Below are 23,879 nucleotides of genomic sequence, written 5' to 3' on the forward strand. Positions count from 1 at the left end.
CCGATCGCCGCGTTTCGAATTATTATACTTCTTCAGCCCCATCGTTTCGCATGACAGTCTCGATTCCCTCGCTCGCAGACGGCCTCTCGTTTGCAGACGACCACGTCCTCGTGACCGGCGCGGCCACCGGCCTTGGTCGCCACATCGCGCTCACGTTCGCAGCGGCGGGTGCGACGGTTTCCGTCCTCGACATTACAGAAACCCCCCGCGACGAATCGCAGTCGGTCGTTGCAGAAATAGAAGAACGGGGCGGAACTGCAGCCTTCTTCCAGACAGACCTCACCGACGAAACCGCGGTGCGAGAGAGCATCCATGCGGCACTCGACCGGTTCGGCCCTCTCGACGTTTTGGTGAACAACGCGGGAGTGAACCACCTCGGGAGCGCAGATGAAGTTTCTGTTGATGAGTGGGACGAAGTTCTCGCGGTGAATCTTCGCGGTGCGTTTCTCACCGCTCGCTATGCGCTGCCGTCGCTACTCGAAACCGGGGGGAGCATCGTGAACATCGCCTCTACGGCGGGCTTACACGGCTCGCCGGGCTACGCCGCCTACGGGCCATCAAAAGCGGGGCTGGTGAATCTGACGCGCCAGCTCGCGGTCGATTTCTCGCCCGAGGGCGTGCGCGTGAACGCCGTTGCGCCGGGTATCATCGACGCGGGCATGGCAGCCCAAGAACTCGACGACCCCGAGACGGTTGCCTACAAGAAAGAACAGACGTTGGTACCGCGCTTTGGCACGCCACAGGACGTGTCGAACGCGGTGGTGTTCCTTGCGAGCGATGCCGCGTCGTTCGTGACGGGTGAAACGCTCGTCGTTGACGGTGGGTGGTGCGCCTAGGTTACTCGTACAGCGAGTTGTCGATTTCCGTGTCAGAGAGTTCGAACGGCCAGACGACGTTGTTTTGCTGGTCGACGATTTGCGACGCCAACGCTGGCACCGTATCCTTGCCCCAGAGTGCTTGGTGGAACGGCCCGTCTTCGGTCCAGTCGAACATCCCGGCAGACCCGGTGTGTGGGTCTAAGTCGATGACCGCCTGCTCCCACGTCTCAACCGAGAGCTCTGCTTTGCCGCCGATTTCCGCCATCACCTTCTCGACGATTTTGAGGTTGTCGTACGACAGCGACCCCGAGGAACCGGGCACGGCGGTGCCGTACTCGGACTGCCACGCGTCTGCCAGCCCAATCTCTTTGGTGAGTTTCGGGATTGTGCCGATGTTCGTCATCCAGAGCACGCCGTTTGCGGCGTCCCCGGCGAGGTTGATGGTTTCGGGGTTCGACGGCACGAACGTGTGCATGAAGTGGGTCTGGTCGAAGCCGGTCTGTCTGAACTGCTTGATGAGGTTCGCCCCCGCAGACGGCGCGGTCTGGACTGCCCAGACGATGTCCGGGTCGTTCGAGCGAATCCGGGTCAGCAGCGACGTGAAGTTCGTCTCATCGACTGCCACTTCGTCTTTCGAGACGATGTTCCAGCCACCCTCCTCTAAGTAGGACGCGGTGGCGTCCATCACGGACGTCCCGTAGGAGGTAGTCTCGCCAATCATCGCGATGCGCTTGTTCTCGTACGGGAAGTAACCGTCACCTGCCTCCTGCATCCCGTCTAAGAACTGCTGCCAGCCGAGGCCGTAGGCTTCGGATGGCGGACTCATCTTGAACACGTTGCGCATGTCCTGGCTTTCCATCTTCTCGTTGATGGCCGCGCTCACCGAGTTCGAAATCATCTGCGGGACGCCTTTCGCTGCGGTGACTTCGACCACCGCGAGGCTCACGTCACTGTGGAAGCCACCGGCAATCATATCGACTTCCTCTTCGTCGATGAGGAACTCGACCGCGCTGCGGCCTTTCGCTGGCTCGGACTCAGAGTCACCGAAGTAGAGTTCCATCTGCGTGTCAGAATCGCTCGCGTTAATCTCCTTTGCCGCGAGTTGTGCGCCCTTTTTCAGCGCGTCACCGATGTTCGAGGCTGGCCCGGAGAACGGCCCGTACACACCGATTTTGAGCGCGTCGCCGCTGGAGCCACCGCCGCCACCGCTGGTGGTCGTCTCTTCGCCGCCAGAACCGCTGGTGGTCGTCGTTCCGTCTGCGCCTTCGTTGTCGCCGAGACAGCCAGCAACCATCGACACGGTCGCTGCGCCTCCAAGCGTTTTCAGGAACCGACGACGCTGCGAGGAGTAGTCTTCCTTTGTCATGGTGTTACATAACATGAACAGATGATAAAACAATTCCGATGACTGATTGTCGGATACTGCCCAATAATACGGGACTAATAAAAACGTAATTTAGTTGTCTGTGGTGGTAGTTCCACACCAATCGAGCGCCGTGAGCGCGAGTGCCTGGGCCGTTTCGACGAGCGAGTCGAGTTCCACGTACTCGTCTGCGCCGTGGATGTTCTCACCCGTGGGACCGAGCGTCACGGCCGGGATGTCGTAGTAGAGGTTGTAAAAGCGCTCGTCGAGTCCGGCGTCGCCGCCGATGAACTCGCCGGTGCGTCCGGTGACGCTCTCTGCGTTCTGTTTTGCGAATTTGACGATTTCCTCGTCCGTCGACGTTTCGTGTGGGTCTGCGCTCCAGCCGAACCACTCGATGGTGGGTTCGTGTGCAGACAGCCAGTCGTCGCCCGCGACGGCAGCTTCGACTGCCGCTTCGACCTGTGCGCGAACCTCCTCGCGGGTTTCGCCCGGCGGCCACCCGATGCGACACTCGATGACGGCTTCGCCGGGCACCGTCGAGGGCCAATCGCCGGCTTCGATGACGCCGACGTTGAGGTTGGTGACGTTCCCGGCGGCGTCCGGGTCGCGGTTGGTAATGGGCGCGTATTCGATTCTGGCTTTGCGCTCTTTGTCGAGGTCATCGAGCGCTTGGTAGATTTTACACGCCTTCCCGATGGCGTTTACGCCCTTGTAGCCGCGCGCGGCGTGTGCCGACTTCCCGGGTACCGTGACGCGGAAGTACATCACGCCCGCGCTGGCGATGCCGACGTTCGGAATCATCCATGGCTCCGGGATGATGGCCGCATCCGGCTGATAGCCCCGCTCTAACGCAGAGAGCAGGCCGCCAACGCCGCCGTCTTCTTCTTCGATGGTCGTCTGGAGGATGAGGTCGCCCGCGAGGTCGATGTCGAGTTCCGAAAGCGCCTGATACGCGAAGATGAAGGATGCGACGCCACCTTTCATGTCAGCGGTTCCGCGCCCGTACATACGCCCGTCTTCGATTTCTGCGCCCCACGGCTCGTAGCTCCACGCCGAGGTCGGATTTGGCGACACCACGTCGACGTGCCCGCTGAACGCGAGCGACGGCCCATCGCCCGAGCCTTCGACGACGGCGGCGACGTTCGGTCGGCCATCGTACCCGTACTTTGCGAACGATGTCGTTTCGAAGAAGCCCGGATGTCCGCGGAGTTCTTCTACATCTGGCTCCCACACGTCAGGCGAAAGCCCGAGTGATTCGAACTTCTCGATGACGACCTCTTGGACGGGGCCTTCGTTCCCAGTGACCGACTCCTGTTGGACGAGATCCGAAAGCAGGGCGAACAGTTGGTCGCTGTTTTCCTCGATATACTCACACACTTGTGTTCTAGTTGTTGTCATGCCACACTGGCCTCGTGTTCCCATTTTCACAGAGTACCCTAACTGTATGCCTCCCTGTGGTATTGGCCGAAATTCTTGACGACTCAACGCCGCATCGATGGCTGGCACCCATTAATATTTTACCACGCTCGCTGAATCTTCTTGTGAATGTCTATCACGGACGCGAACTGGGGGGAGAATCGAGCAGCGGCGATGTTCAGTTTCGACCTTGACGCAGAAGAGCTCTGGCGGACGAAAATCGAAGCCGACCCCGCGTACGACAAACCACCGATAAAGACCCGCGGCGAGTTCGGTCCGAACGTCGCGGTGCCGCGCATCCTCGAACTGTTCGAGCGCTACGACCGCACATGTACCTTCTTCGTCCCCGGGAAAGTCGTCGAATCGTACCCCGAAACCATCCAAGCGATTCACGAAGCGGGCCACGAGCTGGGCCACCACGGCTACACCCACACGAACCCCGCGAACATGACCCCAGACGAGGAAGAAGAAGAACTGAAACGCGGCCTCGATGCGTTCGATGACGTCATCGGTGAGACGCCCGTCGGCTACCGAAGCCCCGCCGCAGACCTGAGCAACAACTCGCTTTCGCTGCTCGCAGACAACGGCTTCACCTACGAAAGTAGTCTCATCGACACCGATATTCCCTACTTCCACGACTTAGACGGCGAGCGCGAACTCATCGAAATCCCGTTCGAGTGGAGCTTAGATGACTGGCCGTTTTTCGGGTTCAACATGTATCCGCCGCTTCCCTACCAGAGCGGTATCTCACCCACGCAACCCGTCTTCGACACCTGGCAACGCGAGTTCGACGGCCTCCACAAACGCGGGCGCTGTTTCGTCCTGACGATGCACCCCCAAATCATCGGCCGCGCGGGGCGCATCGACATGCTCGAAGAACTCCTCCAGCACACCATCGCCACGGGCGATACGTGGGTGACCAGTGGCGAAACCATCGCAGCCCACTGGCGGGAAACCCACTGATAACCCTTCGAGTTAGCAGGTTTCAGCGATTGCTTCGACGACGACGTCCATCCCGACTTCGACCTGCTCAGGCGTCACGACGAGCGGTGGGATGAGCCGCAACACGCTGCCGTAGCGACCGGCGCTCCAGACGAGCACGCCGCGCTCGTAGCAGTATTGCTGGATTTCTTTGACCACGTCTTTGTCCGGTTTGCCGTCGCTGTCGACGAACTCAACGCCGGTGAACAGCCCGCGGCCGCGCACCTCGATGATGTTGTCCGTCTCGTCTGCGGCCGCTTGCAGGCGCTCGCGCATGTAGCCACCCATCTCTCGGGCGTGCGCGAGAAGGTCGTGCTCTTCGATGTAGTCGATGGCGCGAATGCCGCCGACCATCGCAGGCACGTTGCCACGGTAGGTGCCGACGTGGCCGCCCGGCCCCCACGTATCGAGGTCTTCGTGGTACATCGTCGCGGAGAGTGGCAGGCCAATGCCGCCTATCGCCTTCGCCATTGGCATGATGTCCGGCGTGAGGTCCTCCCAGTCGCTTGCGAACCACTCGCCGGTTCGCCCGAATCCGGTCTGGATTTCGTCAACGATGAGCGGCACGTCGTTGGCCGCGGCGAGTTCCTTTAGGCGGGGGAGAAAGCCCGCCGGTGGCGTCACGACGCCGCCTTCGCCCTGAATCGGTTCGACCCAAATGCCGGCCGGGTTCGCCAGCCCGCTGTAGGGGTCTTCGAGGAGTTCGCGGACGTTTGCCAACGCCGCCTCTGCGGCTTCTTCCGGCGACTGCTCTTGTCGCGTGGCGTAGGGGTAGGGGACGTGGGTCACGTCACCGAGCAGTGGGGTGTAGTCCTCTTTGTACTTCTTGCCCGCCGTGAGGCTCAGCGCACCCGCACTCCCGCCGTGATACGAGCCACGGAAGGCGATGAGTCCGGAACCGCCCGTGTTGTGCTTTGCGAGTTTGATGGTCGCCTCGATGGCGTCACTGCCCGTTGGCCCACCGAACACCACACGGTTGTTGTCGGGGAGCGCGCCGGGCGCGATGTCGTTCAGTCGCTCGATGAGTTCGAGGCGTGCCTCGGTCGGGAAGTCGACCGTGTGGACGACTTTCTCCAGCTGTTCTTGGACGCCTTCGAGGACGTACGGATTCGAGTGGCCGACGTTCAACACGCCAATTCCGGCGAAGAAGTCGAGAAACGTGTTGCCGTCTGCATCTCGCACCGTCGCGCCCTTCGCCTCCTCGATGGCGATGGGGACGCGCTTTGGATACGCGACGGCGTTGCTGTCGATTTTCGACTGCTTCTCGATGAGTCGCTTCGACGCTGGGCCGGGGACGTTCGTGGTGACGTCCGGTGCGTCGTCGAAGTGGATGTCGTGAATTCCTGGGCTGGCCATGCGCTGCATTCCTCAACTGCGGACAAAAAGTTTACCAAATAATCGAAAAACGCGCGAACCTTCGAACCTTGTCCAATAAAACTGAGTGTCGAAGAACGGTGCTGTGGGTGTGTGAACCCGAATTTCTCCCGTCATAAAATACGTGTTCGGTGTCCTGTGGTCACTCGTCGTTGTTCGAAGGGTCGACGATGACCACGGGGCGCGTCGTGTTTCTGAGGATGGTCTGGACGACGCTCCCGAACAGGACGCTCTCGACCGCGCTGCGCTTTCTGCCCGACAGCACGATGGCGTCTGCGTTAATCTTGTCTGCAAGCGCGAGAATCCCGTCCCGCGGTGGATACGGATGGTCCACGTCTCTGATTTCGGCTTCGATGTTGTGCTCGGTGAGCCACTCGTGGGCGGCCTGTACCGCGCCGACGCGCTGGGCGCTCTGGAGTTGCCTCGACGCTTCGAGTTCTGTCCCGTGTAACACGTGGGTGAGCGTCACCATCACCGCCTCCGTTGCGTTCGGGAGCGAGTTCACGTAGTGTGCCTGTGAGAGCGCACTCTGTTCGTCTGTGTCAATCGACAGGAGGACCCGATACTTCGAGTCCCCAAAGATGGGTGAATCGACTTCTGTTGCCACTGTTGTTCCCCAACCCTCTATAGATGCGAGACGAGCGCATAATCGTTGGTAGCGCTTGGCATGATTTTCCAGTTTGCCAGTGCGTCCGGGAGTTGGTCACTCGACGTGAACCGTCTCGTCAAGCGCAGGCGCACTCGCGTCGAATCCCTCTCCCTCTAGCTCCGCTGCAAACGCCTCACACCGGTCGCCGTGATTGAGCAAGACGGGCGTGTCTGTGTAGCTGGCGAGGAACTCTTTGAGCCCCTCTCGGTCGGCGTGGGCGGAGAAGTCGTACGCCTCCACTTGGGCGCTCACGGGCATCACCTGTCGGTTGATTTCTGCCCGCCCGTACTCCAGCAGTTCACGACCGGGCGTCCCCTCGACCTGATAGCCCGTAAAGGTGAGTTTGTTCACCGGATTCGTCCGAATTTCGGGGACGTAGGTCATCGCCGGGCCGCCGGTGAGCATTCCGCTCGTGGTCACGATGACCGTGTTCTTCCGGGCGATGCGCTTTCGCTGGCCGTTTTTCCCGGTCACGAATCGGGCGTTCGATTTCGCCCGCTTGAGTGCGTCTTCATCCCGGACGTACGTGGGATAGTTGCGCAGCATCTGCGTGATGTACTTGCCCATCCCATCGACGTAGCAGTCGATGCCGTGGGCCGCACAGACGTGGAGGAGTTCCTGGGTGCGGCCAATCGCAAAGGCGGGAACGATGACGGTGCCGCCCTCTCTGACCGTGGTTTGCACGCTCTCTGCGAAGCGGCGTTCGACCTCCTCGCGCGGGTCGTGGTCAACGTCCGAGTAGGTCGATTCACAGAGCACCACGTCAGCCTCGGGCCGGTCAGTTGTCCCCGAGAGCAGACGGGTGTCGTCGGTGTGAAAGTCGCCGGTGTAGAGCAGTTTAGTCTCGCCGTCATCTACGAGGACGTGGGCGCTGCCGGGGATGTGTCCGGCGTTGTAGAACGTGATTTCGTGCCCGGCGGCCTCGAACGTCTCGCCGTAGCCGTGTTCTTTCGAGACTTGCGTCATCCGGCCGACTTCGACTTCGGTGAACGGACAGTCGTAGGTTCCGCCGTGGAGTTTGAGCGTGTCTCGACAGAGCGTCAGGGCGAGTTCGCGGGTCGGCGGCGTCCAGTGAATCGGCGGTCGTTCGGTACCCGACAGCAGCGTCGGCAACGCACCGATGTGGTCTAAGTGACCGTGTGAGACGACGACGGCTTCGGGCGAAACGTCGGAGACGGGGTAGGCTGGCGGGTTGCCGGGGGCCATCCCGTAGTCTAAGAGGAGGCGGTCGTTTACGAGGATGGCACTCCGGCCAACCTCTCGCGCCCCACCAAGAAAGCGTAGCTTCATCTGGCAGACGTTACTGGCGCTGTTCGTTTGCCTCCATCGGTTCAGATGTCGCCAAACAGCGTCGGGAGAATCCGGAACTCAGCGTACCCGCCATAGGCCGTCTCAAGTGCGCCAAGCCACCAGTTCCAGCGCTGGGAGAGCGAACTGTGTTTCGGGGCGTCGCGCAGGTTCGCAACGATGTCCTCGACCGTCAGTTCGTGGCCGCGGTCGCGGGCGATCTTCCCCGAATCGGCTAGGTCACACGCCTGACGGACGACGACGCGCAGCTCGTCTGCATTCGGGTCAAACTCCGCCGTGAGTGCCCGTTCGAGCCGCTTTGAGTCCATGATGGCTGTGTGTTCGTTCCGGACGCACTTGACGCTTCGGTGATTCATACTGACAATTCGGCTGTTTTCGACCGGCTCCGGTCTTCTCCCGGTGTTCTGTCGATATGCGCTCGGGCATATCGGGTGACGTTGACAGGGGGCACAATCTCAGAACACGTACCCGGCTGGTCGCCCCACCAACCGGGGGAAAACGAGGTTTCGATGTGCTTTTCAAGCGCGACCATATTTACACACGCATGGCAGACTTTCAGGTCGTCGTCGCTGACCCCGAGTCCGGCGAGACCTTTCAGCGCGACATCGAGGGACAGGATGCGAACCGATTCATGGGCAAGTCCATCGGCGACGAGGTAGACGGCAACGCCGTTGGCCTCTCCGGTTACACGCTCGCAATCACCGGCGGCTCCGACAACACCGGCCGCGCGATGCGCCCAGACGTCTCCGGCCCGAACGTCAAGGCCGTCCTCCTCACCGGTGGCACGGGCTACAAACCGGAGCGCGACGGCGAGCGCCGCCGCATCACGGTCCGCGGCCGCGAAATCAGCGACGAAACGCGCCAAATCAACGCCAAAATCACCGCCCGCGGTGACGAGTCAATCGAAGACCTCCTCGGTGAGGGCGACGGCGAAGACGAAGAATAACGCTGATTTTTGGCGGTTTAGTTTTCCGCACCTCGCTTCGAGAGTGACACGGCTTTTCGCTCACAAAGCGCAGTACCTTTCCGGTCCGCGTTCGTGGTCTCACCAATGGCTGACAAGATTTCGAGTGACAACCCTTCGGTGACGGAGGTTCGCGCTCGCCTCACTCGCCGCGGTCGAACCGACCGTCCGTCGATTTCCATCCCCGAAGCGTACCACGACGCCTTCCCCGTCGGCGAGGTCGTCCGGCTCGTCCTCGACGGCACGCAGTATCACGCACGAATCGAATCACCCCTTGGCAGCGACGGTCCGGAGATCCACGGCGCGTTCGACAACGCTCGCCTCGCACGCGCCGCCGGTGAGGGAGAGAACCACCTCGACGCGTGGGTCAAATCCTCCGGGCGCTCGTTCGACAGCTCTGTCCTCGTCGATATCGTCGAAGAGGGATTCCTCTACGGTATCAGAAAACCAGGCGAACGAGCCGTGTACACGGCGGTTGAGTCCCCGAACTCGAGCCTCACCGATATTGCGCGGTCGCTCGACGAAACTTAGATGTGCTGGAGCGAGCCGTAGAGAAAGAGCCCAACCGCGAGGTGCTGGCGCATGGCGTCTTCGATGCGCTCGCGGGCCACGCCATCGTTTTCGATGGTGTACTCTTTTGTCCGCACGAGTTTGTGCATCTCAAGGACGTTCTCGGCTTCGAGCTCGTGCAACGCCGGATACACCGTCCCCGGGCTGAGGTGGGCGTTGAACAGCTTCGAGAGGTCGCCCATGAGTTCTTTGCCGTGGGTTGCCCCCCGGAAGCCAATGAGCAAGAGCAAAATCTCTGCTAAGTTGTCCTTGACAATCGATTCCTCGAACACGAACTCGTTTGTAGCGAGTTCGGCCGCGATTGTCGACAGAACTGACGTGTCAGTATCGAATAATAGCTCGACAGACGGAGTCTCTTCGGGACTCTCTCTTGAGAGTGATAGTTCTTCTACGAGTAAATTCAGGGGGTTTGCGTTCTTTGACGTGCGCATTTGTGGGCTCCTACACAATAAGACAAATTTCGGGTTATTCTAAACAGCCTGAATTGCCTATACACTGATAACACTACGATATATGATAAACATTTTGTAATTATACTAATATAATAATTCGAAACGAGGAGGTTCTGCGTGTGCCGGTTCAGCTGTCGATTGCGATGTTGGTCGCGGTCTGTTCGTAGTCGTAGGCGCGTTCGACGCGCCGTTCTGCGAGCCGGGCAAGCATCAGGTGTTCTTCTAAATCCGCCCCGTTGATGTCTGCGATGTACTGCAGTGACTGGGCGTGTGCGCCAAACGGCGTCCCGCTCAGGCCGTCGAGCGGCGGGTCGAGCGTCGCGGGTTCGTCGTACTTCTTCGAGTGAATCTCGGTGAGCGAGAGACCTTTCAGGTACTCGACCATGCGCACGCGCACGGCCGACGAAATCCAGCCGATCTCCTCGTAGTAGCGAAGCGAGTTGAGCGCGCCGCCCGTGCCGAACGTCTCACCGAGGTAGCGGGCCCACGAGAGCGTCGTTGCGACCTGCTCAGGTGCGATTCCCAACGTTGTCAGGTATGGTTTTGGTGCTCTCATGGCGACCTCTGTCTAGTCGTCTGTTCGCGTACGTTCCATATTAAAGCGGAGTTCATATCGAGTTCTGAGTCGTCTCAAATGGTGATGAGTGCGCCCACCGCCTCGCGCGTGAGCACGCCCGTGACGGCGGCGACCCACGACAGCATCACGAAGTGGACGTAGGAGTTCATGAGGTGCCCGCGGTCGATGACCCGAATCATGACCGCAGACAACAGGCAGTTCAGCAACAACACGAGCAACAAGAGGTACTCGATGAGTGGGAGGTTGTACACCTCTGAGTTGAGCAGGAAGCTCATCATGGAGCTGTCTAAGTTCATCGACTCGCTGATTTGGATGAGCAGTTCAACGACTTCGATGCCGACGAAGAAGGCAAACGCACTCGACGCGGTGAGTCCGTAGACGACGCCGATGAACGTCGAGGTTGCCTGTCCGCGTTTGTCACGCAGCTTCGCCACCTCGCTCAGATTCCGGCTGATGACCTGCCCGAGCTGGTTCGGGTCGCCACCCATCGACCGCCCGAGAACGTACATGTCACCGAACTTCTGGATGAGGTAGGAGCCGTTTTCTGCGGCGAACAGCCGCCACGACCGCGTGTCGTCGATGCGCATCGAGAGTCGCTTGTAGAGCGCGTCGATGCTCGCGGTGAGCGAGCCGAAGTCCTTCTTCCGGAGCGTCGCGAGCACGTTCGCCGTCGAGGTCTGCTTCACGCTTTCGACAGCCCCGAGCGCGCGAATAAAGCGCGGAAACTCCTCGTCACGCTCTTTGATGCGGTTTTCTTCGGCGCGAATCGCGAGCCCCGGAATCAACAGCGGGGTAAACGGCAGCGCCATGAAAATCGGGAGTGGCAACACGTCCGGGGCGTACGGCGTCCGCCCGGTGAGGATGGCGTAGGTGACGCCAATCGCCACCAGACTGCCAATCGCGCCGACGGCAAGGGCGATACGGAACCGCATATCGAGCGGGTGGCCCTCGCTGTCCGAACGGAACCAGATGGGGTCGTACGGCGACACGGTGTGAAGCGTGAAGACGAAGCCCGTCTGGACGACGACGAACAGCGCCGCGACCCCTCCCACCGCGAACGCTGGGTTGATGCCGATGAGTAGCGGGATGACGATGGCGAACACGAGGATGAACGTTGACGAGAGCATGAGCGAGAGGTACAGCTCTTTGAGCACGTCGATTTTCGTGAGGTCGCTCTCATAGCGCGTGACGAACTGCTGGATGATGCTGTCCTGTTCGTTGATGAGGAACTCGTCCATCGCCTGCCCCGCGCCGACGGTGTAGGCCAGCCGCTCGAAGAAGTTCGAAAGCAACGGACTCGCCACCTTCTTCGCGCGAATCCGACAGGCGTCTTCCAAACTCTGGTTGAACGTGTCGACGAGCGCGACGAGGTGCCCCATCTCGACGGCGAGCGACTTGTACTCGTCTTCGTCCGCGAGCGTGCGGAAAATCTCGACGCGGTCGATGTTCGTCATCGACAGCACGGTGATGTGCGTGACGAACAGGTGATAGCGCTCTCTGACCTCCTTTTTCTGGCGGTCTTGGACGACCTTCGGGTAGGCCACGGCGATGGTGAACGAAAACACTCCAAGGCCAGCAATCGGCAACCCGATTTCGAGCGGCACCGGCAGGTAAGCCAGCCCAACGACGCTCCCGACGGCGAACACGAACGTCGGCAACAACACACCCCACGCATACTGGGCGAGGCCAATGCCCATCCCGCGGTAGGCGTCGAGCATCGAGGTGACGAAGTTTCGAACGTGTTCGGTCGAAATCCGAGCGCCACCGCTTTCTGTCGACATTTCAGGTCAACCCCGCGATGTCGATGGAGAGGCCTTCGACGCCGTCGCGCTGGAAGGACTCGATTGCTTCGTTGCCCGCGTGGTATTCGAGGATGCCGTCTGCGATGAGTCGGCGTATCACCTCCGCGCGCCGGTCGAGTTCGTCGTAGATGTCCCGCGAGTCGCGGTAGCCAAGCAGCGGCGCAATCTGTTCTTCTAAGACGTAGGAGTTGTTGCGCCCTTGGAACGAGATTTCGTCTTCGATGGGGTCCCAGTTGAACGCCTCGCGGGTGACGACGCCGCCTTCGTACTCGGAGTAGCCTTCGATTTCTTGGACGCTCGTCACCCGGCGCAGGATTTTATCGCCCGACTTCACCCGATTTTGGAACAGCGCCACGTCACAGTTGTCCATGAACGTCTCCGGGATGTTGATGGGGTTCGACGTAAAGCGCTGAATCATCGAGACGATGTCCGAGGCATGGAACGTGAGAATCACGGGGTGGCCCGTCTGAGCCGCCTGAAACGCCATCTGCGCCTCTTTCCCGCGCACCTCCCCGACGATGATGTAGTCGGGGCGAGAACGCAGCGCGGCCGCCACGAGGTCGAACAGGTCAACGCCCGTCCCGCCGCCGTGGTCGTCACGCGTGAGCAGTTGCTGCCACGTCATGTGCGGCGGCATCACTTCTGCGGTGTCCTCTGCTGAGTATATCTTCGAGTCTCGGGGGATGAACGAGAGCATCGCGTTCAGCGTCGTCGTCTTCCCCGACGCCGTCTCCCCGACGACGAACACGCTCTTTTCGTTTTCCATACAGAGCCAGAGGTATGCGCCGAGTTCGGGCGTGAGCGTCCCCCAGTCGATGAGTTGGAAGATAGAGAGGGGCACTTCCTTCCCCTGCCGGATGGTGAGCGACGGCCCCTTGATGGACACGTCGTCTGAGTAGATGATGTTGATACGCGACCCGTCCGGCAGCGTCGAGTCGATGATGGGATGGGCGTCGCTGATGGGGTTGTTCATCCGCTCGCCCATGTTGCGAATCCAGTTTTCGAACTGGTCTGGCGACCCGAAATCGACGGAGGTTTCGAGCATCCCGTAGAGGCCGTGGTCGACGTAACAGCCGTGGGGACCGATGACGTGGATGTCCTCGTTCGCTGGGTCTTGCATGACCGGGTTGAGCGGCCCGAGACCGACGATGTCGCGCTGGAGGATATAGCGCAGGCGGCGGTATTCGGCTGCACTCACGGTAAACGAGCCGAACAAACTCCCGCGCAGGCGGTCTGCTGGCCCCTGAGTCTCGGTCACGCGAACCGCCTCATCGAGCAGTGAGTCGAGGTGGTCTCTGAAGGCGTCAGTCCCCGCGGGGGCGGGTCTCGTCGCACTCAGGTCGAGGACGCGCTGGCGAACGCTCTCGTAGAGCGGCCACTCGTGGTCGTGAAGCGTTGGTTCGACGACGTAGTATTTCGTGTCGATGCCCACGTCGCCGTAGATGTGACAGAACAGGTCGTCGGTGAGTTGATAGCAGATGTTTGGCCGCCGCGACTTGTATTCCTTGGTCGGCTCTGCAACCAGCGAGGGGTACTCGTTGGTGCGCTCTTTGAACAGCGAGAGGTGGGAGTCGAGATGTGGGTTTTTCGCGGCAAGTTGCTTCAACTCAGCCGACAGCCGCGAGGTGCCGAAATCCGCCATCAGGCCACCGTCCTGCTTTCGATGACGATGCCTCTGCCCTGTTGGACGGCGAAGCCAATCGCGTCATCAACCGGGAGGTCCATCTCAGAAAATCGTCGGACGACGACCTGCCGGCGGATGTTCGGGCCGACGACTTTGAGTTCGATTTGGAAGAACACGTCTGCGGCGTCACGAAGCGGTCGGAGCGCCCGCTCGGTCACGACCTCGTGGTTCACCGCAACGATGATGGTCTTGCCCCGGGCGGTCTGCTCTCTGAAAAACGAGACAACCTTCTGCATCAGGTGGTCTTCGTCCGCGGCCTCGGTCACCGACCCGAACGTCGGGTCGTTGCGCAAGAAGGCGTCGAAGCCGTCGATGACGGCCACGTCACCCTTCCAGATGACGTTTGGCGAACACAGCCGCGAGAGGAGTTCGCGTCGCCCGCGAATCTCGCCTGCTTCTTCGACGTGCGTATCGATGTCTGCGTGTAAGTACAGGAGCTGCTCTCTGAGCAGCAGGTCTGAAACGTTGTATGAAAGTGAGTGCATCTGCGCGAGAAAGGACTTCACCGTGAGTTCGGTCGAGACGAGCGACACGCTCGCGCCTTCGCTCGCCATCCCGTAGGCGAACCGCTGGCTGAGGATGCTCTTGCCTGCGCCATCGACGCCTTCGATGAGGACGATGCTCCCCTCGGTGAAGCCGCCGCCGAACGAGCCGTTGACGCGGTCGCGCCGTTCTAAGCCGAGCGAGTGGCGGGTCACGTGTAGAACTCCATCGTCTCGCGGTCGCCGTCTACGATGACGACGACGCGGTGTTCGCCCGACCCGAGCGTCCGGTCGATTTCGAGTTCGACGACTCGTCCACGCCGCCATTCGGTGTCGTCGAGGACGGTGAGGGTGAGGTCTGCGTTCGAGACGTACTGGCCGTCTACGAGCACGTCGATGTCTTTCGGCGCTGCAGACAGTGTCCGCTCGCCCGTGTTTTTGACGAGCACCGACACGGTGTCCGTGCCGCTGTCGTAGATGGCGTTACTGCCCGGGTCTGAGATGATGTCCACTTCGGTGTCGATTCGGTCTGCGACGTTCGCGCCGTGTGCGTCGATGGACTCTGCAATCCCCGAGACGTTCGTCACGAGGGTGCCCGACACGCCAACCGCGACGGTCACGGCGGCGATGAACAAGATGAGGTTGGAGACGGAGACGCTCGCCATGCTCAGACCTCCTCGACGGCGGCGACGCCGTACTCGGTAACGACCTTCACCCGCGACGGCTGGGGCACGACGCCGGTCACCGTGATGGTGAGCGTCTCACCCGATACCCAGACCGTCCGGTTCGCGTCACCGCCGACGCTCGTGGTTCTGGAAGCCTGATACGCTCCGTCTACGAGGAGGTCGGTCTGGGTGACTGAAAGCGTCGTACTCCCCGTGTTTTCGACGGTGACGGTGAGTTCGTTCAGTGTTGCGTTGTAGGTTGTTTGGGTCACGGTGATGGCTGTGTTGCGCTGGTCGAGTGCGCGGTCGTCGTGTGCGTCTCGTGCGTCGAACACGCGTTCGTCTGCGTGTTCCATCGCCGGATAGAGGGTTCCCACCGCGACGAGCAGACCGATGAAAATGACGGCCGTCGCGCCGCTCGTGGCGAACCCCATCCGACTTATTCCTCCGTGTGAAGCGGGCCGTCCATCTCGCTCAGTGCGTTGAGTTTAAGGATGTAGGTGTAGCTGTCAGCGTGGTCGCTCGCCGTGAGGTCGCCCGGCCGGTTCGGGTCGATGTGCACGTCTAAGTCTGGCCCGCCGAGGACGGTTTCGAGATAGTCGCCCACTTCCGGGGAAATCCAGTCAACGGCCTCGTAGTACGAGAGCGCTTTGAGCGCACCCGCCGGACCGGCGGCGTTGACGAGTTCGGAGAGCCACTCGAAGATGAGCAAGTCTGCGGCGTAGCTCTCTGCAATCGAGGTGAGACACACCGTCTGTGTCTGCTTGTCGTTCTGATTCGCGTGCCCGCGAGCGGCCGTCCCATTGGATTTGGTTTTCGCGGCGTTTCGCTCTGCCGGATGAATCGAGGAGAGGTTCTCGGCCGGGTCGGGTTCGGGCGCAGCCTCTTCTACCGGGTCGACAACGAGATCATCGGCAGGCTCTTCGTCCGCTGCTGACTCGTCGGCGTATGCCGCTTCGAGGTCGGAAAACGACACGACATCGTTGTCTGCGGGCTGTGCGGTGGGGTCAGGGGACGGTTCTGGGTTTTCGTCGGCCGCTGCAGGCTGGTCGATGACGCCGAATTTGAAGCCCGCCCCGTCCGAGTCGGTAAAGGGGTTCACGTCTGCGGTCAGTTGGTCGTAGACGCCCAGTAGTCGCCGGACGGTGTCGTTCATCTCGGCGACCTCGTCTCTGACGTCGTTTTGGGCACTTTCAATGCCGCGAATCGAGGAGTTCGTCCGCTCGATGTCGCCTTCGAGCTCGTCGATACGGTGTTCTAAATCGGTGACGGTGAGTTGGTCTTCTTCGAAAACCGGCTCCTCGGGTTCGACGGGTCCTGTCTCCTCGCTCACAGGCTCACCGTCCTCCTGCTCGCGCCCGCCGAAAATACTGTCAATGAAATCTTGAATCGCCATAGTAGTCTTCCTTGGGTGGCGTCGGCAACGTCGGAGCCGCCGGAGTGCCACCGCCGACCAGTTGCCGTGGTCACGCATGTACTGACTCAATCTTGTATAAAAGACCTGTACACCACCTCAGCGCCCGTATCGAATCTCGATACGCGCCTCGAAACCGTGCCGACTTTATTAGGGATATGCCGCATTCTTGCTCTCGTGGGAGTGACCCACGAAACAATGTCACTCGGCGATTCGTTCCGTCGGCCGCCACCTCTCCGCTGATGTCAGTGAGGGATGGTACCTACCGCTGTGGGCCGGTCTCTGGCTACGCAGGGGCTGCGGGTGAGTCGCGATGCACAAGGAGAAATCAAATCATGCAACTGTTCAATAAATCCGATGATAACGACCGCGGCCAGGTCGGTATCGGGACACTCATCATCTTCATCGCGATGGTACTCGTCGCAGCCGTCGCCGCTGGTGTGCTCATCAACACCGCCGGCCTGCTTCAGAGCCGCGCAGAAGACACGGGTGCAGACGCACAAGCACAAGTTTCCAACCAAATCAACGTCATCAGCGCGACCGGGGTCGTTGACACCACCGACGCTGAGGTTGACACCGTCACGCTCCTCGTGAAGAAATCACCCGGCTCTGACCCAGTTGACCTCAGTGCTGCAACGATTCAGTACGTGAGTGATACGAGCGACGCGACGCTCACGTTCGAGACCGGTACCGCTGCTGGCGCCGATAACTTCGAAATACTCTACGCGAACGATACTGACGCGTCCGTCACCGTCCTCGACGCAAGCAGCGACCGTCTCAAAATCGTTCTTGACACCACCGCAATCGAAGGTAGCGGCCTCGGTGAGGGCGAACACGCAACGCTCCGCATCGTCGACCAGTCTGGCGCAACCACCACCTACGGTGTGAACGTGCCTGACACTCTCGGCTCGAAGAACTACGTCCTGGTCTAATCCGGACTGTTCTTTCTTTTCACTTTCATACACGCGTCCACCCAGTCAACACTCACTTCACACAAACACACTACACATGGTCTCTGCACGCGCATTTCAATGGCTTTCAATCGGGACGATTCTCATCGTCCTCCTCGCGTCAGGGCCGTTCGTTCCTGCTGTGTCGCTCACCCAACCCAGTGACACACCAACCGACTTCTACGGCGTGTTTATCGGTGGTGGTGTCTCGGCCGAACGCCAATTGTTCGTCCACGTCACCGCGCTCAACGCCTCCGAGCTGTCGCTCACGGAAACGGACGACGGCTACGAAGTGACGGTTCCCGAGGCCGCCGTCGTCGTTGACCCGGTTGGCAAGCAGGCGAACCTCACCTACCACCTCTCGATTCCTGCCCTCAATCACACGTCATCCGTGAACCAGACGGTTCAATCGGGTGACCAGCAGTTGGTGACCTTTTCAGCGCGAATCGAGTCAGGTGACACAGCCCTCGACGCTGGAACCTACGACGCTACCGTCTGGGTCGAAGTCACCCACCGCGGCCAGACGTTTACGGCGAGAGAAGAGACGGTGACGCTCCGCGTGGATGATTCTGCATGAACGTCCGCGAACTCGGACGGCGTGTCTTCGCAGACCGGCTCGGGTTTACACTGTTTCTCGCCTCATTGGCCCTCTACGGGCTCATCTGGCGGGTGGACATCTTCATCGTCGATACGTTCACCATCGTGAACACGCTCGCGGCCGTGGTGGATGGCCAGCTCCACATCTCGAACCCCGCGTTCGGCCCGGCGCTCGCGGACACGCCGGGCATGGTCATCGTCGATGGCTATCTGTACGGCCGAAACTACGGCCAGGTCATCCTCTCGCTGCCCGCCTACGGACTGCTCACCGCCCTCTCCCTCGTCACCGACCTCCGGGTGGCGGTCGTCGGTGGCTGGTCGTTGCTGGTGCTCGCGGTGTTCCAGCAAGTTGGTCACCTCACCGACCGCCGTCGGCAGTTCGTGCTTGCCGGGTCGGTCGTCGCCGTCGTGCTGTTTTTCGTGAACCTCATCGGTGCGACCAAACTGCCCACGGAACTCATCCCGCTATTGGCGCTGCAGGTGACGTCGATGGTGGCCGCGGCGCTCGTGCCCGTGGTCTGCTACCGGTTTGCATCGCTGTTCACCACCCCACGCACCGCGAGCACCGTTGGCGTCGCCGCCATCGTGCTCGTCCCGATTGCGTTCTGGGCACCGATTCCAAAGCGCCACGCGTTCACCGCGCTGTTGGCACTCACGACGCTCTGGCTGTTCGCAGCAAGCCGCATGGCGAGTAATTCACTCCACGCGCGCCACCTTCGGGCGCTGTCGTACGTCCCGGTCGGACTGACGGCGTGGATTCACGCGCCCGAGGCGCTCGTCCTCTGTGTGATTCTCGTCCCCTTTGACTTCCTCACCGCCCGCTCGAACACGCGCGAGGACGTGCTGGTCGTCGCTTGCGCATTCGCTCTGTCGCTCGTGCCGTTTTTCCTCACGAACCTCGCCATCTCGGGCAATCCCGTCGCCCCGCCGCGACTGTTGCCGGGCTACACCGAAGGCGACACTGTCGTCTCGTTCACGCAGAATGCGTCGAACGGCGGCCAGCACGCCGCAGGCGGAGCACCCGACAGCGCTCCCGCTGCCGGCGGGCTTCTCGTGAAACTTCTTCACCCAGCAGTGGTGTTCTTGAACCTCGTCGTCCGCGGGGTGACCACGGTGTTCGACCCAACGCGGCTCTATCACGTGTTCATTCGGAGCGGGACCATCCCAACCGTGGACTACTCACAGACCGGGCAAGAGACGGTCGAGATGACGATTCTCGAAGCCGCACCGATTCTCGCGGCGCTGGCTGGCGCGCCAGTTGCGCTTGCTCGGTCAAACCGCTCGTTGGCTCGCTTGCGAGAGCCATTCGTCCAGACGGCACTGTTCGGCTGTGCCTACATCGGCCTGTTTACGATGCTCTACCTGCCACGCCTCCCGCTACATTCGACGATTACGGTTCGGTACCTCGCGCCAATCGTGCCGGTGTTGTTCATCTTCGTCGCGGCCGTTCCCGCGGTGAGGCGGGTGCTCGCCGCACACCGCGTCGAGGTTCTCGCCGTCGCAGCCGGATTCGCACTCGCAACGTGCGTGTTCGTCGTGTTCGCCTTCGCCGGTGGTGTCTCACCGGGAACGGCGGTCCAGACCCATGCCCTCTTGAACCTCGGTGTCGCGTTCCTCCTCGGCGGCTGGTCGGTTCTCGCAACCGCACGCGGCGGCTACGAGCGAACCGGTGTGGTGGTGCTCGGGCTCGCGATCGGCGCGATGGCCGCCCTGCTCGTGCTCTCCGGGCTCGACTTCTTCGGCGTTGAACGCCACTTTGCCCTCCCGCTTTCCCAGACGCTCTCTGACCTGCTCCCAACCACGAAACCATGACGAACGACGACGATACCACAGACCCGCTCGACCCAGACGACCTCAAACTCCCCGAGTCACACGCGAAATCGCTCGGTGACAATCGGTACGTCATCACGGCTGATAGCGACACGCCGATTTCAGTCGAGGAGGTCTCGGTGCCCGACGAACCGAGCAAGGCCTACGAGTTCGCTCTCTCGCTCACCGTTTGCGGCGAGCGCTCAGAGGCGACGATTTCGACCAACAATCTGGGCGAAGCCTTCGAGGAACTCTTGTTCACCGTGACCGACGCGGTCGCGCCCGACCTCCCGCCGGACGAGGCGCTTCGCATTCTCCTCGCGGCGACGAACTTCGAGCGCTAAGCCACACCGTTTTTATTTACTGCGCCGATAGCACGGCCATGAGCGAAACTGCGCGTGCGGAGTTCCTTGCTGGTGAGCGTACCGACGACGTGTTGATTTTCTTCGCCGCCCACGCCCTCTCGAATCCGGAGGCGCTTGCAGACCACGGCGAACTGCGAGACGAAGGCGTCGTGATGGTGCTCCCCGGCGAACAAGGCCGAGCGATGTACGAGAAAGCGACCGGCGTTGACCCAATGACGTTTGCCCAGCGGGCGATGGGCACCGAAGGTGACATCGGCGGCGACCTGCTCTCTGCGACCTGCCCGCGAAAGTGGGACGACGAGTCGGACGATGACCACCAGATTCGCAACATCTTCGCGTTCGCAGAGGAGCAAAACGAGGAGGTCGGCGGCCTGTACGCGGAAGGGAACGTCATTCACGCCTACGCCCACTGTACCTGCGGGGCGGCCTACTCAGACCGCTGGGTCGTTGGCGACCGCGACGCCTGAAACGCCGTCGCTCGCGGCGACGTAAGGGGGGTGGGGGTAGGGGCACAGAGAACAAATCGACAAGTGGCCCCTGTGGCTGTTATTGCAGTATTATGATATAAACGTTCGCCCTCTTTCGAGGCGTGAGTGCTATTCGTCGTCGCTGTCTGTGTCGTCTTCCGCAGACTCCTCGACTGCGAGTCGCTCGAACGCAGAGAGGATGGCCTGTTTAGTCACCGCACCTTGGGTCGTCCAGTGGTGTGCGTAATCGAGCATATCGTTGTAGATGTCAGGTTTACAGCCTGCGGCTTTCGGGTGGCCGCCGCCGTTTACCTGTTCGGCAACTTCGTGACACCGCTTGAACGTCTCAGTGCCACGAATCGACGCACTGCCTGCGGGTTTGACGATGACGGCGGCGTCAGACCCCTGTTCGCGGAGGGCCTCTGCGACCTCGTTTTGCGAACACCGGCCGTAGGTGACGCCGACCGTCCACTCACCGATTTCGTGGAAGTTGGCACGCGAAATCGCCTGTTCGATGAGTGCCTCTTTTTCGACACGCATCTCGGCTAAGAACTCCGCTGCTTCTTCCGGAAGGTCTGCACCGTGTTCTTGGATGAGTTCAGCGTACTCCGCTGGTTCGCTCCAGTAGGCGAGGTCTGCGAGGTCATCGCTGCGTGGGTCTTCGCGCAGCCAGAGGTCGTGGTCGCGCGTGACCGCGGCGAGGTCGACTAAGTAGTCGGGGAACTCGAAGTCGATAGAGCGAAGCGCCACGTCCGCGGTACACTCCTCTTCTGAGTTGCCAATAACGAGTTCGACGCCCGTCTCGCGGACTGCCTCGGCCACTTCATCGTTCCACTGGTGGTGGTCGTACCACGTCACGTCTGCGTGGTCTACGAGCAGGTGCAGCTCTTCGTCAACGTACTTGAACTTGTCCGGACAGAGGTCACAGATGAAGACGCTCGCACCGGGTTCTGCGTACGCTGCGACGCGCTCCATAGCGTCCTCTAAGTCGTAGGGGCTAGCGCCGACGAGCGCGGCCTCGCCGAAGGCGGCGCGGATGAGCGCCACACACGCGAGTCCGTCTGCGTCCGGGTCTGCGATGACGACGGTCGAGGCACCGTCTACGGCTTCCGCGACTTCCTGGTCTTCGAGTTCGTCTTCGAACGAATCGGGGGTGAAAAAGCCCGTCCCCGGGAGTACGGATTTTCGAGACAACGAGAGGTGTTCGTCGTCGATGAGATAATCGTCCATACGCACCCGTTGGGCTGGCAAGAAAAGAACGCCTCGGTTGGCGAGACGAGGGATTTCGGTTACTGGCTGGCTTCGCCTTCGAGCTGTCGAACCGTGAGAACGGGCACCGAACACCGGCGAACCACCGTCTCCGCGACGCTTCCCAAGAGGAAGCGGTGCTCGCCGTGACGGCCGCGGGTGCCGGTTGCGACGACGTCGATGTCGTTGTCGCGGGCGTACTCGCAGATGACGTTCGCCGGGCGGCCGGTTTCGATGGCGGTGACGACCTCGCCAGCAGCGCCCGCTTTCACCGCCGCAAGCGCCTCGTCTGCGGCGTCTTCGAGCGCGTCGCGGAACTCCGCACGGATGCTGTCGGGGGCGGTATCAATCTCGCTGTCATCGATGACGTAGAGAGCGTGGACCGTGGCATCGAAGCGGTTTGCGAGGTCGAGCGCAACCGTCACGGCTCGCTCGACGCTAGCTGAACCATCGGTTGCGATGACCACGGAGTCAATCATACGCTCTCGTTTTGCGCGATGATGTATAAATTCTGCCTGTCGCGCCCTCGGAGCCTTTTTTAGGTGGGGCGACCCAGGTTGGCACATGGCTGCGCCCGTTTCAGTTGACACGGTGCTCGCTCCCGTCGACGGCAGCGAAGCCTCGATGCAGGCTGCCGAATACGCGCTTGCGATTGCCGAACGTTACGGCGCATCGGTTCACCTCCTCAGTATCGTGAGCGAAGACTCCGTCCGTGCGATGGCGACCGGCGAACTCGAACCTGACACCGTCGCAGACCGCATGGAGACATTCGTCAAATCACTCGAATCCATCCGCCCGGAATCCGTCTCGGTTGGGCACTCTGCGGCCGCTGGCTTCTCGCTGCACCGCAAAACCCAGCACCCCGGAAGCGTCATCTTGGACGTGGCAGACGACGTGGACGCAGACTTCCTCGTCATCCCCCGCGAACCGCTTACGGGGCGACCTGACGAAGTGCTCTCGAAAGCCGCAGAATACGTGTTGCTCTACGCGAGCCAGCCCGTGCTCTCAGTTTAGTCGAATCGCCATTTCGAGTTCGAAGCTCTCGGTGCCGCTCGTCTCGAAGCCGACTTTGTGATACAGACCAATCGCAGCGGCGTTCCATCGCTCGACGGTGAGCCACACCTTTTTGACGCCTCGTGTGGCACCAAGCCCGAGCAGTGCGGTCAGCAGCTTCGAGCCAATCCCTGCGCCCTGATACGCGTGGAGGACGAAGATGGCGAGTTCGTACGACTCGCCGTCGTCGGGGACGAGCGTGGCGTGCCCGATGACATCGCCGTCGTGGCGGACGACCACGTTGTGCCCTTTCGGGACGATGTTTTCGAGCCACTTGCGGACGCTCTGTTCGCCAACCGGCGGGATGCCCTGTGCGCGGTCTGCGGGGTCAAACTCGACGTACATCGCCACGAGTTCTTCTATCGCACCGTCGTACGCTTCGACGACAAGTTCGCGGCCTTCCGTATCGGTGAACGAAAGCGGCGGTTCCTCGAAGGGGCCTGTCACCTCGTCGGGGTAGACGTCGTGGCTCATCGGATGAGCGTCACCGACGTTCGGGAGTTGAGCAGGACGAACTCAGAGACGCTCCCCAAGTTGATTTTCCCCATCGGACTGCGCTGGCCGCCGCCCAAGACGACACGGTCGAACTCACCGCTGTCTGCCAGTTCGACCAGCTTACTTCCGGGGTGTCCAGAGAGGTGTTCGATGCTCGCTTCGACGCCGTTTGCTTCGAGAACCTCGCGCACGCGTCGCTCGATGGCGTCTTTGGTGCGGTCTGATTCGGGGTTATCGAGGATGGCGATGGTGAGCGTATCACCCGTCGCTTTCGTCCGCTCGACGACTTCTGAGAGCGCGTAAAGTGAGTCGTCGGTTCCGCCGATACCCAACAGCACGTTCATAAGCGGGCAAACGAGTGCTGGTGGCAAAG

At 61.1% G+C, this 23,879-nt stretch carries 28 protein-coding genes; 10 read left to right on the forward strand and 18 right to left on the reverse strand.

Translation table 11 applies throughout. The annotated features are described in order from the left end of the window. The first annotated feature begins 50 nt into the window (after positions 1 to 50). The gene (locus V5N12_RS03565) at positions 51 to 836 is read left to right on the forward strand and encodes an SDR family NAD(P)-dependent oxidoreductase (protein ID WP_332897779.1); all 786 of its coding nucleotides are present in this window, start codon (positions 51 to 53) and stop codon (positions 834 to 836) included. A 1-nt stretch (position 837) separates the two neighbouring features. On the opposite strand, the gene V5N12_RS03570 is transcribed toward V5N12_RS03565, so the two are convergent. Continuing rightward, a complete protein-coding gene (locus V5N12_RS03570; protein ID WP_332897780.1) occupies positions 838 to 2,184 on the reverse strand; it encodes an ABC transporter substrate-binding protein in 1,347 nt (448 codons plus the stop codon). A 90-nt stretch (positions 2,185 to 2,274) separates the two neighbouring features. Beyond that, on the reverse strand, positions 2,275 to 3,582 hold the full coding sequence (locus V5N12_RS03575) for an ArgE/DapE family deacylase (RefSeq protein WP_332897781.1): 1,308 nt from the start codon (positions 3,580 to 3,582) through the stop codon (positions 2,275 to 2,277). Positions 3,583 to 3,729: 147 nt separating this feature from the next. Here V5N12_RS03575 and V5N12_RS03580 point away from each other — a divergent pair, with 147 nt between their 5' ends. Beyond that, the gene (locus V5N12_RS03580) at positions 3,730 to 4,563 is read left to right on the forward strand and encodes a polysaccharide deacetylase family protein (protein WP_332897782.1); all 834 of its coding nucleotides are present in this window, start codon (positions 3,730 to 3,732) and stop codon (positions 4,561 to 4,563) included. Positions 4,564 to 4,575: 12 nt separating this feature from the next. Here the strand turns inward: V5N12_RS03580 and V5N12_RS03585 are convergent, their stop codons facing one another. From V5N12_RS03585 to V5N12_RS03600, 4 genes are all read right to left on the reverse strand, one after another. Next, positions 4,576 to 5,937, reverse strand: coding sequence for an aspartate aminotransferase family protein (locus V5N12_RS03585; RefSeq protein WP_332897783.1), 1,362 nt, complete (start codon positions 5,935 to 5,937; stop codon positions 4,576 to 4,578). A 160-nt stretch (positions 5,938 to 6,097) separates the two neighbouring features. Further along, positions 6,098 to 6,562, reverse strand: a complete 465-nt coding sequence (locus tag V5N12_RS03590; protein WP_332897784.1) for a universal stress protein — start codon at positions 6,560 to 6,562, stop codon at positions 6,098 to 6,100. Positions 6,563 to 6,658: 96 nt separating this feature from the next. After that, positions 6,659 to 7,894, reverse strand: coding sequence for an MBL fold metallo-hydrolase (locus V5N12_RS03595; protein WP_332897785.1), 1,236 nt, complete (start codon positions 7,892 to 7,894; stop codon positions 6,659 to 6,661). 41 nt (positions 7,895 to 7,935) lie between these two features. After that, positions 7,936 to 8,220 (reverse strand): hypothetical protein, encoded by a 285-nt coding sequence (locus V5N12_RS03600; RefSeq protein WP_442904950.1) that lies wholly within the window; start codon positions 8,218 to 8,220, stop codon positions 7,936 to 7,938. Between the two features lie 236 nt (positions 8,221 to 8,456). On the opposite strand from V5N12_RS03600, the gene V5N12_RS03605 reads away from it, so the two are divergent. Next, on the forward strand, positions 8,457 to 8,858 hold the full coding sequence (locus V5N12_RS03605) for a 30S ribosomal protein S6e (protein ID WP_332897787.1): 402 nt from the start codon (positions 8,457 to 8,459) through the stop codon (positions 8,856 to 8,858). Between the two features lie 105 nt (positions 8,859 to 8,963). Beyond that, on the forward strand, positions 8,964 to 9,407 hold the full coding sequence (locus V5N12_RS03610) for a DUF7112 family protein (RefSeq protein ID WP_332897788.1): 444 nt from the start codon (positions 8,964 to 8,966) through the stop codon (positions 9,405 to 9,407). Here V5N12_RS03610 and V5N12_RS03615 read toward each other — a convergent pair. The 8 genes from V5N12_RS03615 to V5N12_RS03650 form a co-directional block, all read right to left on the reverse strand. Continuing rightward, on the reverse strand, positions 9,404 to 9,877 hold the full coding sequence (locus V5N12_RS03615; RefSeq protein ID WP_332897789.1) for a PadR family transcriptional regulator: 474 nt from the start codon (positions 9,875 to 9,877) through the stop codon (positions 9,404 to 9,406). The two genes, V5N12_RS03610 and V5N12_RS03615, sit on opposite strands and share 4 nt — an antisense overlap. Positions 9,878 to 10,025: 148 nt before the next feature. Further along, positions 10,026 to 10,454 carry a FlaD/FlaE family flagellar protein gene (locus tag V5N12_RS03620; RefSeq protein WP_332897790.1) on the reverse strand — a complete coding sequence of 143 codons (429 nt, stop codon included), beginning with the start codon at positions 10,452 to 10,454 and terminating at the stop codon, positions 10,026 to 10,028. A 74-nt stretch (positions 10,455 to 10,528) separates the two neighbouring features. After that, positions 10,529 to 12,256 (reverse strand): archaellar assembly protein FlaJ, encoded by a 1,728-nt coding sequence (gene flaJ / locus V5N12_RS03625; protein ID WP_332897791.1) that lies wholly within the window; start codon positions 12,254 to 12,256, stop codon positions 10,529 to 10,531. A 1-nt stretch (position 12,257) separates the two neighbouring features. Next, positions 12,258 to 13,919: a type II/IV secretion system ATPase subunit gene (locus V5N12_RS03630; protein ID WP_332897792.1), complete on the reverse strand. Its 1,662-nt coding sequence runs from the start codon at positions 13,917 to 13,919 to the stop codon at positions 12,258 to 12,260. Beyond that, complete coding sequence (locus tag V5N12_RS03635; RefSeq protein WP_332897793.1) at positions 13,919 to 14,659, reverse strand: ATPase domain-containing protein; 741 nt, start codon at positions 14,657 to 14,659, stop codon at positions 13,919 to 13,921. The genes V5N12_RS03630 and V5N12_RS03635 overlap by 1 nt, the downstream gene beginning before the upstream one ends. Continuing rightward, positions 14,656 to 15,108, reverse strand: coding sequence for a flagellar protein G (locus tag V5N12_RS03640; RefSeq protein WP_332897794.1), 453 nt, complete (start codon positions 15,106 to 15,108; stop codon positions 14,656 to 14,658). The genes V5N12_RS03635 and V5N12_RS03640 overlap by 4 nt, the downstream gene beginning before the upstream one ends. A gap of 2 nt (positions 15,109 to 15,110) precedes the next feature. Then, positions 15,111 to 15,542, reverse strand: coding sequence for a hypothetical protein (locus V5N12_RS03645; protein WP_332897795.1), 432 nt, complete (start codon positions 15,540 to 15,542; stop codon positions 15,111 to 15,113). 5 nt (positions 15,543 to 15,547) lie between these two features. Continuing rightward, the gene (locus tag V5N12_RS03650) at positions 15,548 to 16,504 is read right to left on the reverse strand and encodes a FlaD/FlaE family flagellar protein (protein WP_332897796.1); all 957 of its coding nucleotides are present in this window, start codon (positions 16,502 to 16,504) and stop codon (positions 15,548 to 15,550) included. Positions 16,505 to 16,857: 353 nt separating this feature from the next. On the opposite strand from V5N12_RS03650, the gene V5N12_RS03655 reads away from it, so the two are divergent. The 5 genes from V5N12_RS03655 (at position 16,858) to V5N12_RS03675 (ending at position 20,710) form a co-directional block, all read left to right on the forward strand. Continuing rightward, entirely contained in the window at positions 16,858 to 17,454 is a 597-nt protein-coding gene (locus V5N12_RS03655) for an archaellin/type IV pilin N-terminal domain-containing protein (RefSeq protein ID WP_332897797.1), read from the forward strand. 76 nt (positions 17,455 to 17,530) lie between these two features. Beyond that, positions 17,531 to 18,049 (forward strand): hypothetical protein, encoded by a 519-nt coding sequence (locus tag V5N12_RS03660; RefSeq protein ID WP_332897798.1) that lies wholly within the window; start codon positions 17,531 to 17,533, stop codon positions 18,047 to 18,049. Then, positions 18,046 to 19,881: a hypothetical protein gene (locus V5N12_RS03665; protein ID WP_332897799.1), complete on the forward strand. Its 1,836-nt coding sequence runs from the start codon at positions 18,046 to 18,048 to the stop codon at positions 19,879 to 19,881. Before V5N12_RS03660 ends, V5N12_RS03665 begins: the two co-directional genes overlap by 4 nt. Next, a complete protein-coding gene (locus tag V5N12_RS03670; protein WP_332897800.1) occupies positions 19,878 to 20,222 on the forward strand; it encodes a hypothetical protein in 345 nt (114 codons plus the stop codon). The genes V5N12_RS03665 and V5N12_RS03670 overlap by 4 nt, the downstream gene beginning before the upstream one ends. 38 nt (positions 20,223 to 20,260) lie before the next feature. After that, complete coding sequence (locus V5N12_RS03675; protein ID WP_332897801.1) at positions 20,261 to 20,710, forward strand: DUF5807 family protein; 450 nt, start codon at positions 20,261 to 20,263, stop codon at positions 20,708 to 20,710. A gap of 129 nt (positions 20,711 to 20,839) precedes the next feature. Here V5N12_RS03675 and V5N12_RS03680 read toward each other — a convergent pair whose 3' ends face one another. Both V5N12_RS03680 and V5N12_RS03685 read right to left on the reverse strand, forming a co-directional pair. Then, positions 20,840 to 21,940, reverse strand: coding sequence for a DHH family phosphoesterase (locus V5N12_RS03680; protein ID WP_332897802.1), 1,101 nt, complete (start codon positions 21,938 to 21,940; stop codon positions 20,840 to 20,842). Positions 21,941 to 21,999: 59 nt separating this feature from the next. Further along, complete coding sequence (locus V5N12_RS03685; RefSeq protein WP_332897803.1) at positions 22,000 to 22,437, reverse strand: universal stress protein; 438 nt, start codon at positions 22,435 to 22,437, stop codon at positions 22,000 to 22,002. Positions 22,438 to 22,522: 85 nt separating this feature from the next. On the opposite strand from V5N12_RS03685, the gene V5N12_RS03690 reads away from it, so the two are divergent. Next, positions 22,523 to 22,972, forward strand: coding sequence for a universal stress protein (locus tag V5N12_RS03690; protein ID WP_332897804.1), 450 nt, complete (start codon positions 22,523 to 22,525; stop codon positions 22,970 to 22,972). Here V5N12_RS03690 and V5N12_RS03695 read toward each other — a convergent pair. Continuing rightward, positions 22,964 to 23,485: a GNAT family N-acetyltransferase gene (locus V5N12_RS03695; RefSeq protein ID WP_332897805.1), complete on the reverse strand. Its 522-nt coding sequence runs from the start codon at positions 23,483 to 23,485 to the stop codon at positions 22,964 to 22,966. The genes V5N12_RS03690 and V5N12_RS03695 overlap by 9 nt on opposite strands. Next, positions 23,482 to 23,850 (reverse strand): universal stress protein, encoded by a 369-nt coding sequence (locus tag V5N12_RS03700; RefSeq protein ID WP_332897806.1) that lies wholly within the window; start codon positions 23,848 to 23,850, stop codon positions 23,482 to 23,484. Before V5N12_RS03700 ends, V5N12_RS03695 begins: the two co-directional genes overlap by 4 nt. Between the last annotated feature and the right edge of the window lie 29 nt (positions 23,851 to 23,879).

Source organism: Haladaptatus sp. CMSO5, assembly GCF_036689885.1.
Classification (GTDB): domain Archaea; phylum Halobacteriota; class Halobacteria; order Halobacteriales; family Halococcaceae; genus QDMS2.

Excerpts from the sequence above, each read along its gene's own strand:
- V5N12_RS03565 (WP_332897779.1), top strand. The coding sequence starts at position 51 with ATGACAGTCTCGATTCCCTCGCTCGCAGACGGCCTCTCGTTTGCAGAC.
- V5N12_RS03570 (WP_332897780.1), bottom strand. The coding sequence starts at position 2,184 with ATGACAAAGGAAGACTACTCCTCGCAGCGTCGTCGGTTCCTGAAAACG.
- V5N12_RS03575 (WP_332897781.1), bottom strand. The coding sequence starts at position 3,582 with ATGACAACAACTAGAACACAAGTGTGTGAGTATATCGAGGAAAACAGC.
- V5N12_RS03580 (WP_332897782.1), top strand. The coding sequence starts at position 3,730 with ATGTCTATCACGGACGCGAACTGGGGGGAGAATCGAGCAGCGGCGATG.
- V5N12_RS03585 (WP_332897783.1), bottom strand. The coding sequence starts at position 5,937 with ATGGCCAGCCCAGGAATTCACGACATCCACTTCGACGACGCACCGGAC.
- V5N12_RS03595 (WP_332897785.1), bottom strand. The coding sequence starts at position 7,894 with ATGAAGCTACGCTTTCTTGGTGGGGCGCGAGAGGTTGGCCGGAGTGCC.
- V5N12_RS03600 (WP_442904950.1), bottom strand. The coding sequence starts at position 8,220 with ATGGACTCAAAGCGGCTCGAACGGGCACTCACGGCGGAGTTTGACCCG.
- V5N12_RS03605 (WP_332897787.1), top strand. The coding sequence starts at position 8,457 with ATGGCAGACTTTCAGGTCGTCGTCGCTGACCCCGAGTCCGGCGAGACC.
- V5N12_RS03610 (WP_332897788.1), top strand. The coding sequence starts at position 8,964 with ATGGCTGACAAGATTTCGAGTGACAACCCTTCGGTGACGGAGGTTCGC.
- V5N12_RS03615 (WP_332897789.1), bottom strand. The coding sequence starts at position 9,877 with ATGCGCACGTCAAAGAACGCAAACCCCCTGAATTTACTCGTAGAAGAA.
- V5N12_RS03620 (WP_332897790.1), bottom strand. The coding sequence starts at position 10,454 with ATGAGAGCACCAAAACCATACCTGACAACGTTGGGAATCGCACCTGAG.
- flaJ (WP_332897791.1), bottom strand. The coding sequence starts at position 12,256 with ATGTCGACAGAAAGCGGTGGCGCTCGGATTTCGACCGAACACGTTCGA.
- V5N12_RS03630 (WP_332897792.1), bottom strand. The coding sequence starts at position 13,919 with ATGGCGGATTTCGGCACCTCGCGGCTGTCGGCTGAGTTGAAGCAACTT.
- V5N12_RS03640 (WP_332897794.1), bottom strand. The coding sequence starts at position 15,108 with ATGGCGAGCGTCTCCGTCTCCAACCTCATCTTGTTCATCGCCGCCGTG.
- V5N12_RS03645 (WP_332897795.1), bottom strand. The coding sequence starts at position 15,542 with ATGGGGTTCGCCACGAGCGGCGCGACGGCCGTCATTTTCATCGGTCTG.
- V5N12_RS03650 (WP_332897796.1), bottom strand. The coding sequence starts at position 16,504 with ATGGCGATTCAAGATTTCATTGACAGTATTTTCGGCGGGCGCGAGCAG.
- V5N12_RS03655 (WP_332897797.1), top strand. The coding sequence starts at position 16,858 with ATGCAACTGTTCAATAAATCCGATGATAACGACCGCGGCCAGGTCGGT.
- V5N12_RS03660 (WP_332897798.1), top strand. The coding sequence starts at position 17,531 with ATGGTCTCTGCACGCGCATTTCAATGGCTTTCAATCGGGACGATTCTC.
- V5N12_RS03665 (WP_332897799.1), top strand. The coding sequence starts at position 18,046 with ATGAACGTCCGCGAACTCGGACGGCGTGTCTTCGCAGACCGGCTCGGG.
- V5N12_RS03670 (WP_332897800.1), top strand. The coding sequence starts at position 19,878 with ATGACGAACGACGACGATACCACAGACCCGCTCGACCCAGACGACCTC.
- V5N12_RS03675 (WP_332897801.1), top strand. The coding sequence starts at position 20,261 with ATGAGCGAAACTGCGCGTGCGGAGTTCCTTGCTGGTGAGCGTACCGAC.
- V5N12_RS03680 (WP_332897802.1), bottom strand. The coding sequence starts at position 21,940 with ATGGACGATTATCTCATCGACGACGAACACCTCTCGTTGTCTCGAAAA.
- V5N12_RS03685 (WP_332897803.1), bottom strand. The coding sequence starts at position 22,437 with ATGATTGACTCCGTGGTCATCGCAACCGATGGTTCAGCTAGCGTCGAG.
- V5N12_RS03690 (WP_332897804.1), top strand. The coding sequence starts at position 22,523 with ATGGCTGCGCCCGTTTCAGTTGACACGGTGCTCGCTCCCGTCGACGGC.
- V5N12_RS03695 (WP_332897805.1), bottom strand. The coding sequence starts at position 23,485 with ATGAGCCACGACGTCTACCCCGACGAGGTGACAGGCCCCTTCGAGGAA.
- V5N12_RS03700 (WP_332897806.1), bottom strand. The coding sequence starts at position 23,850 with ATGAACGTGCTGTTGGGTATCGGCGGAACCGACGACTCACTTTACGCG.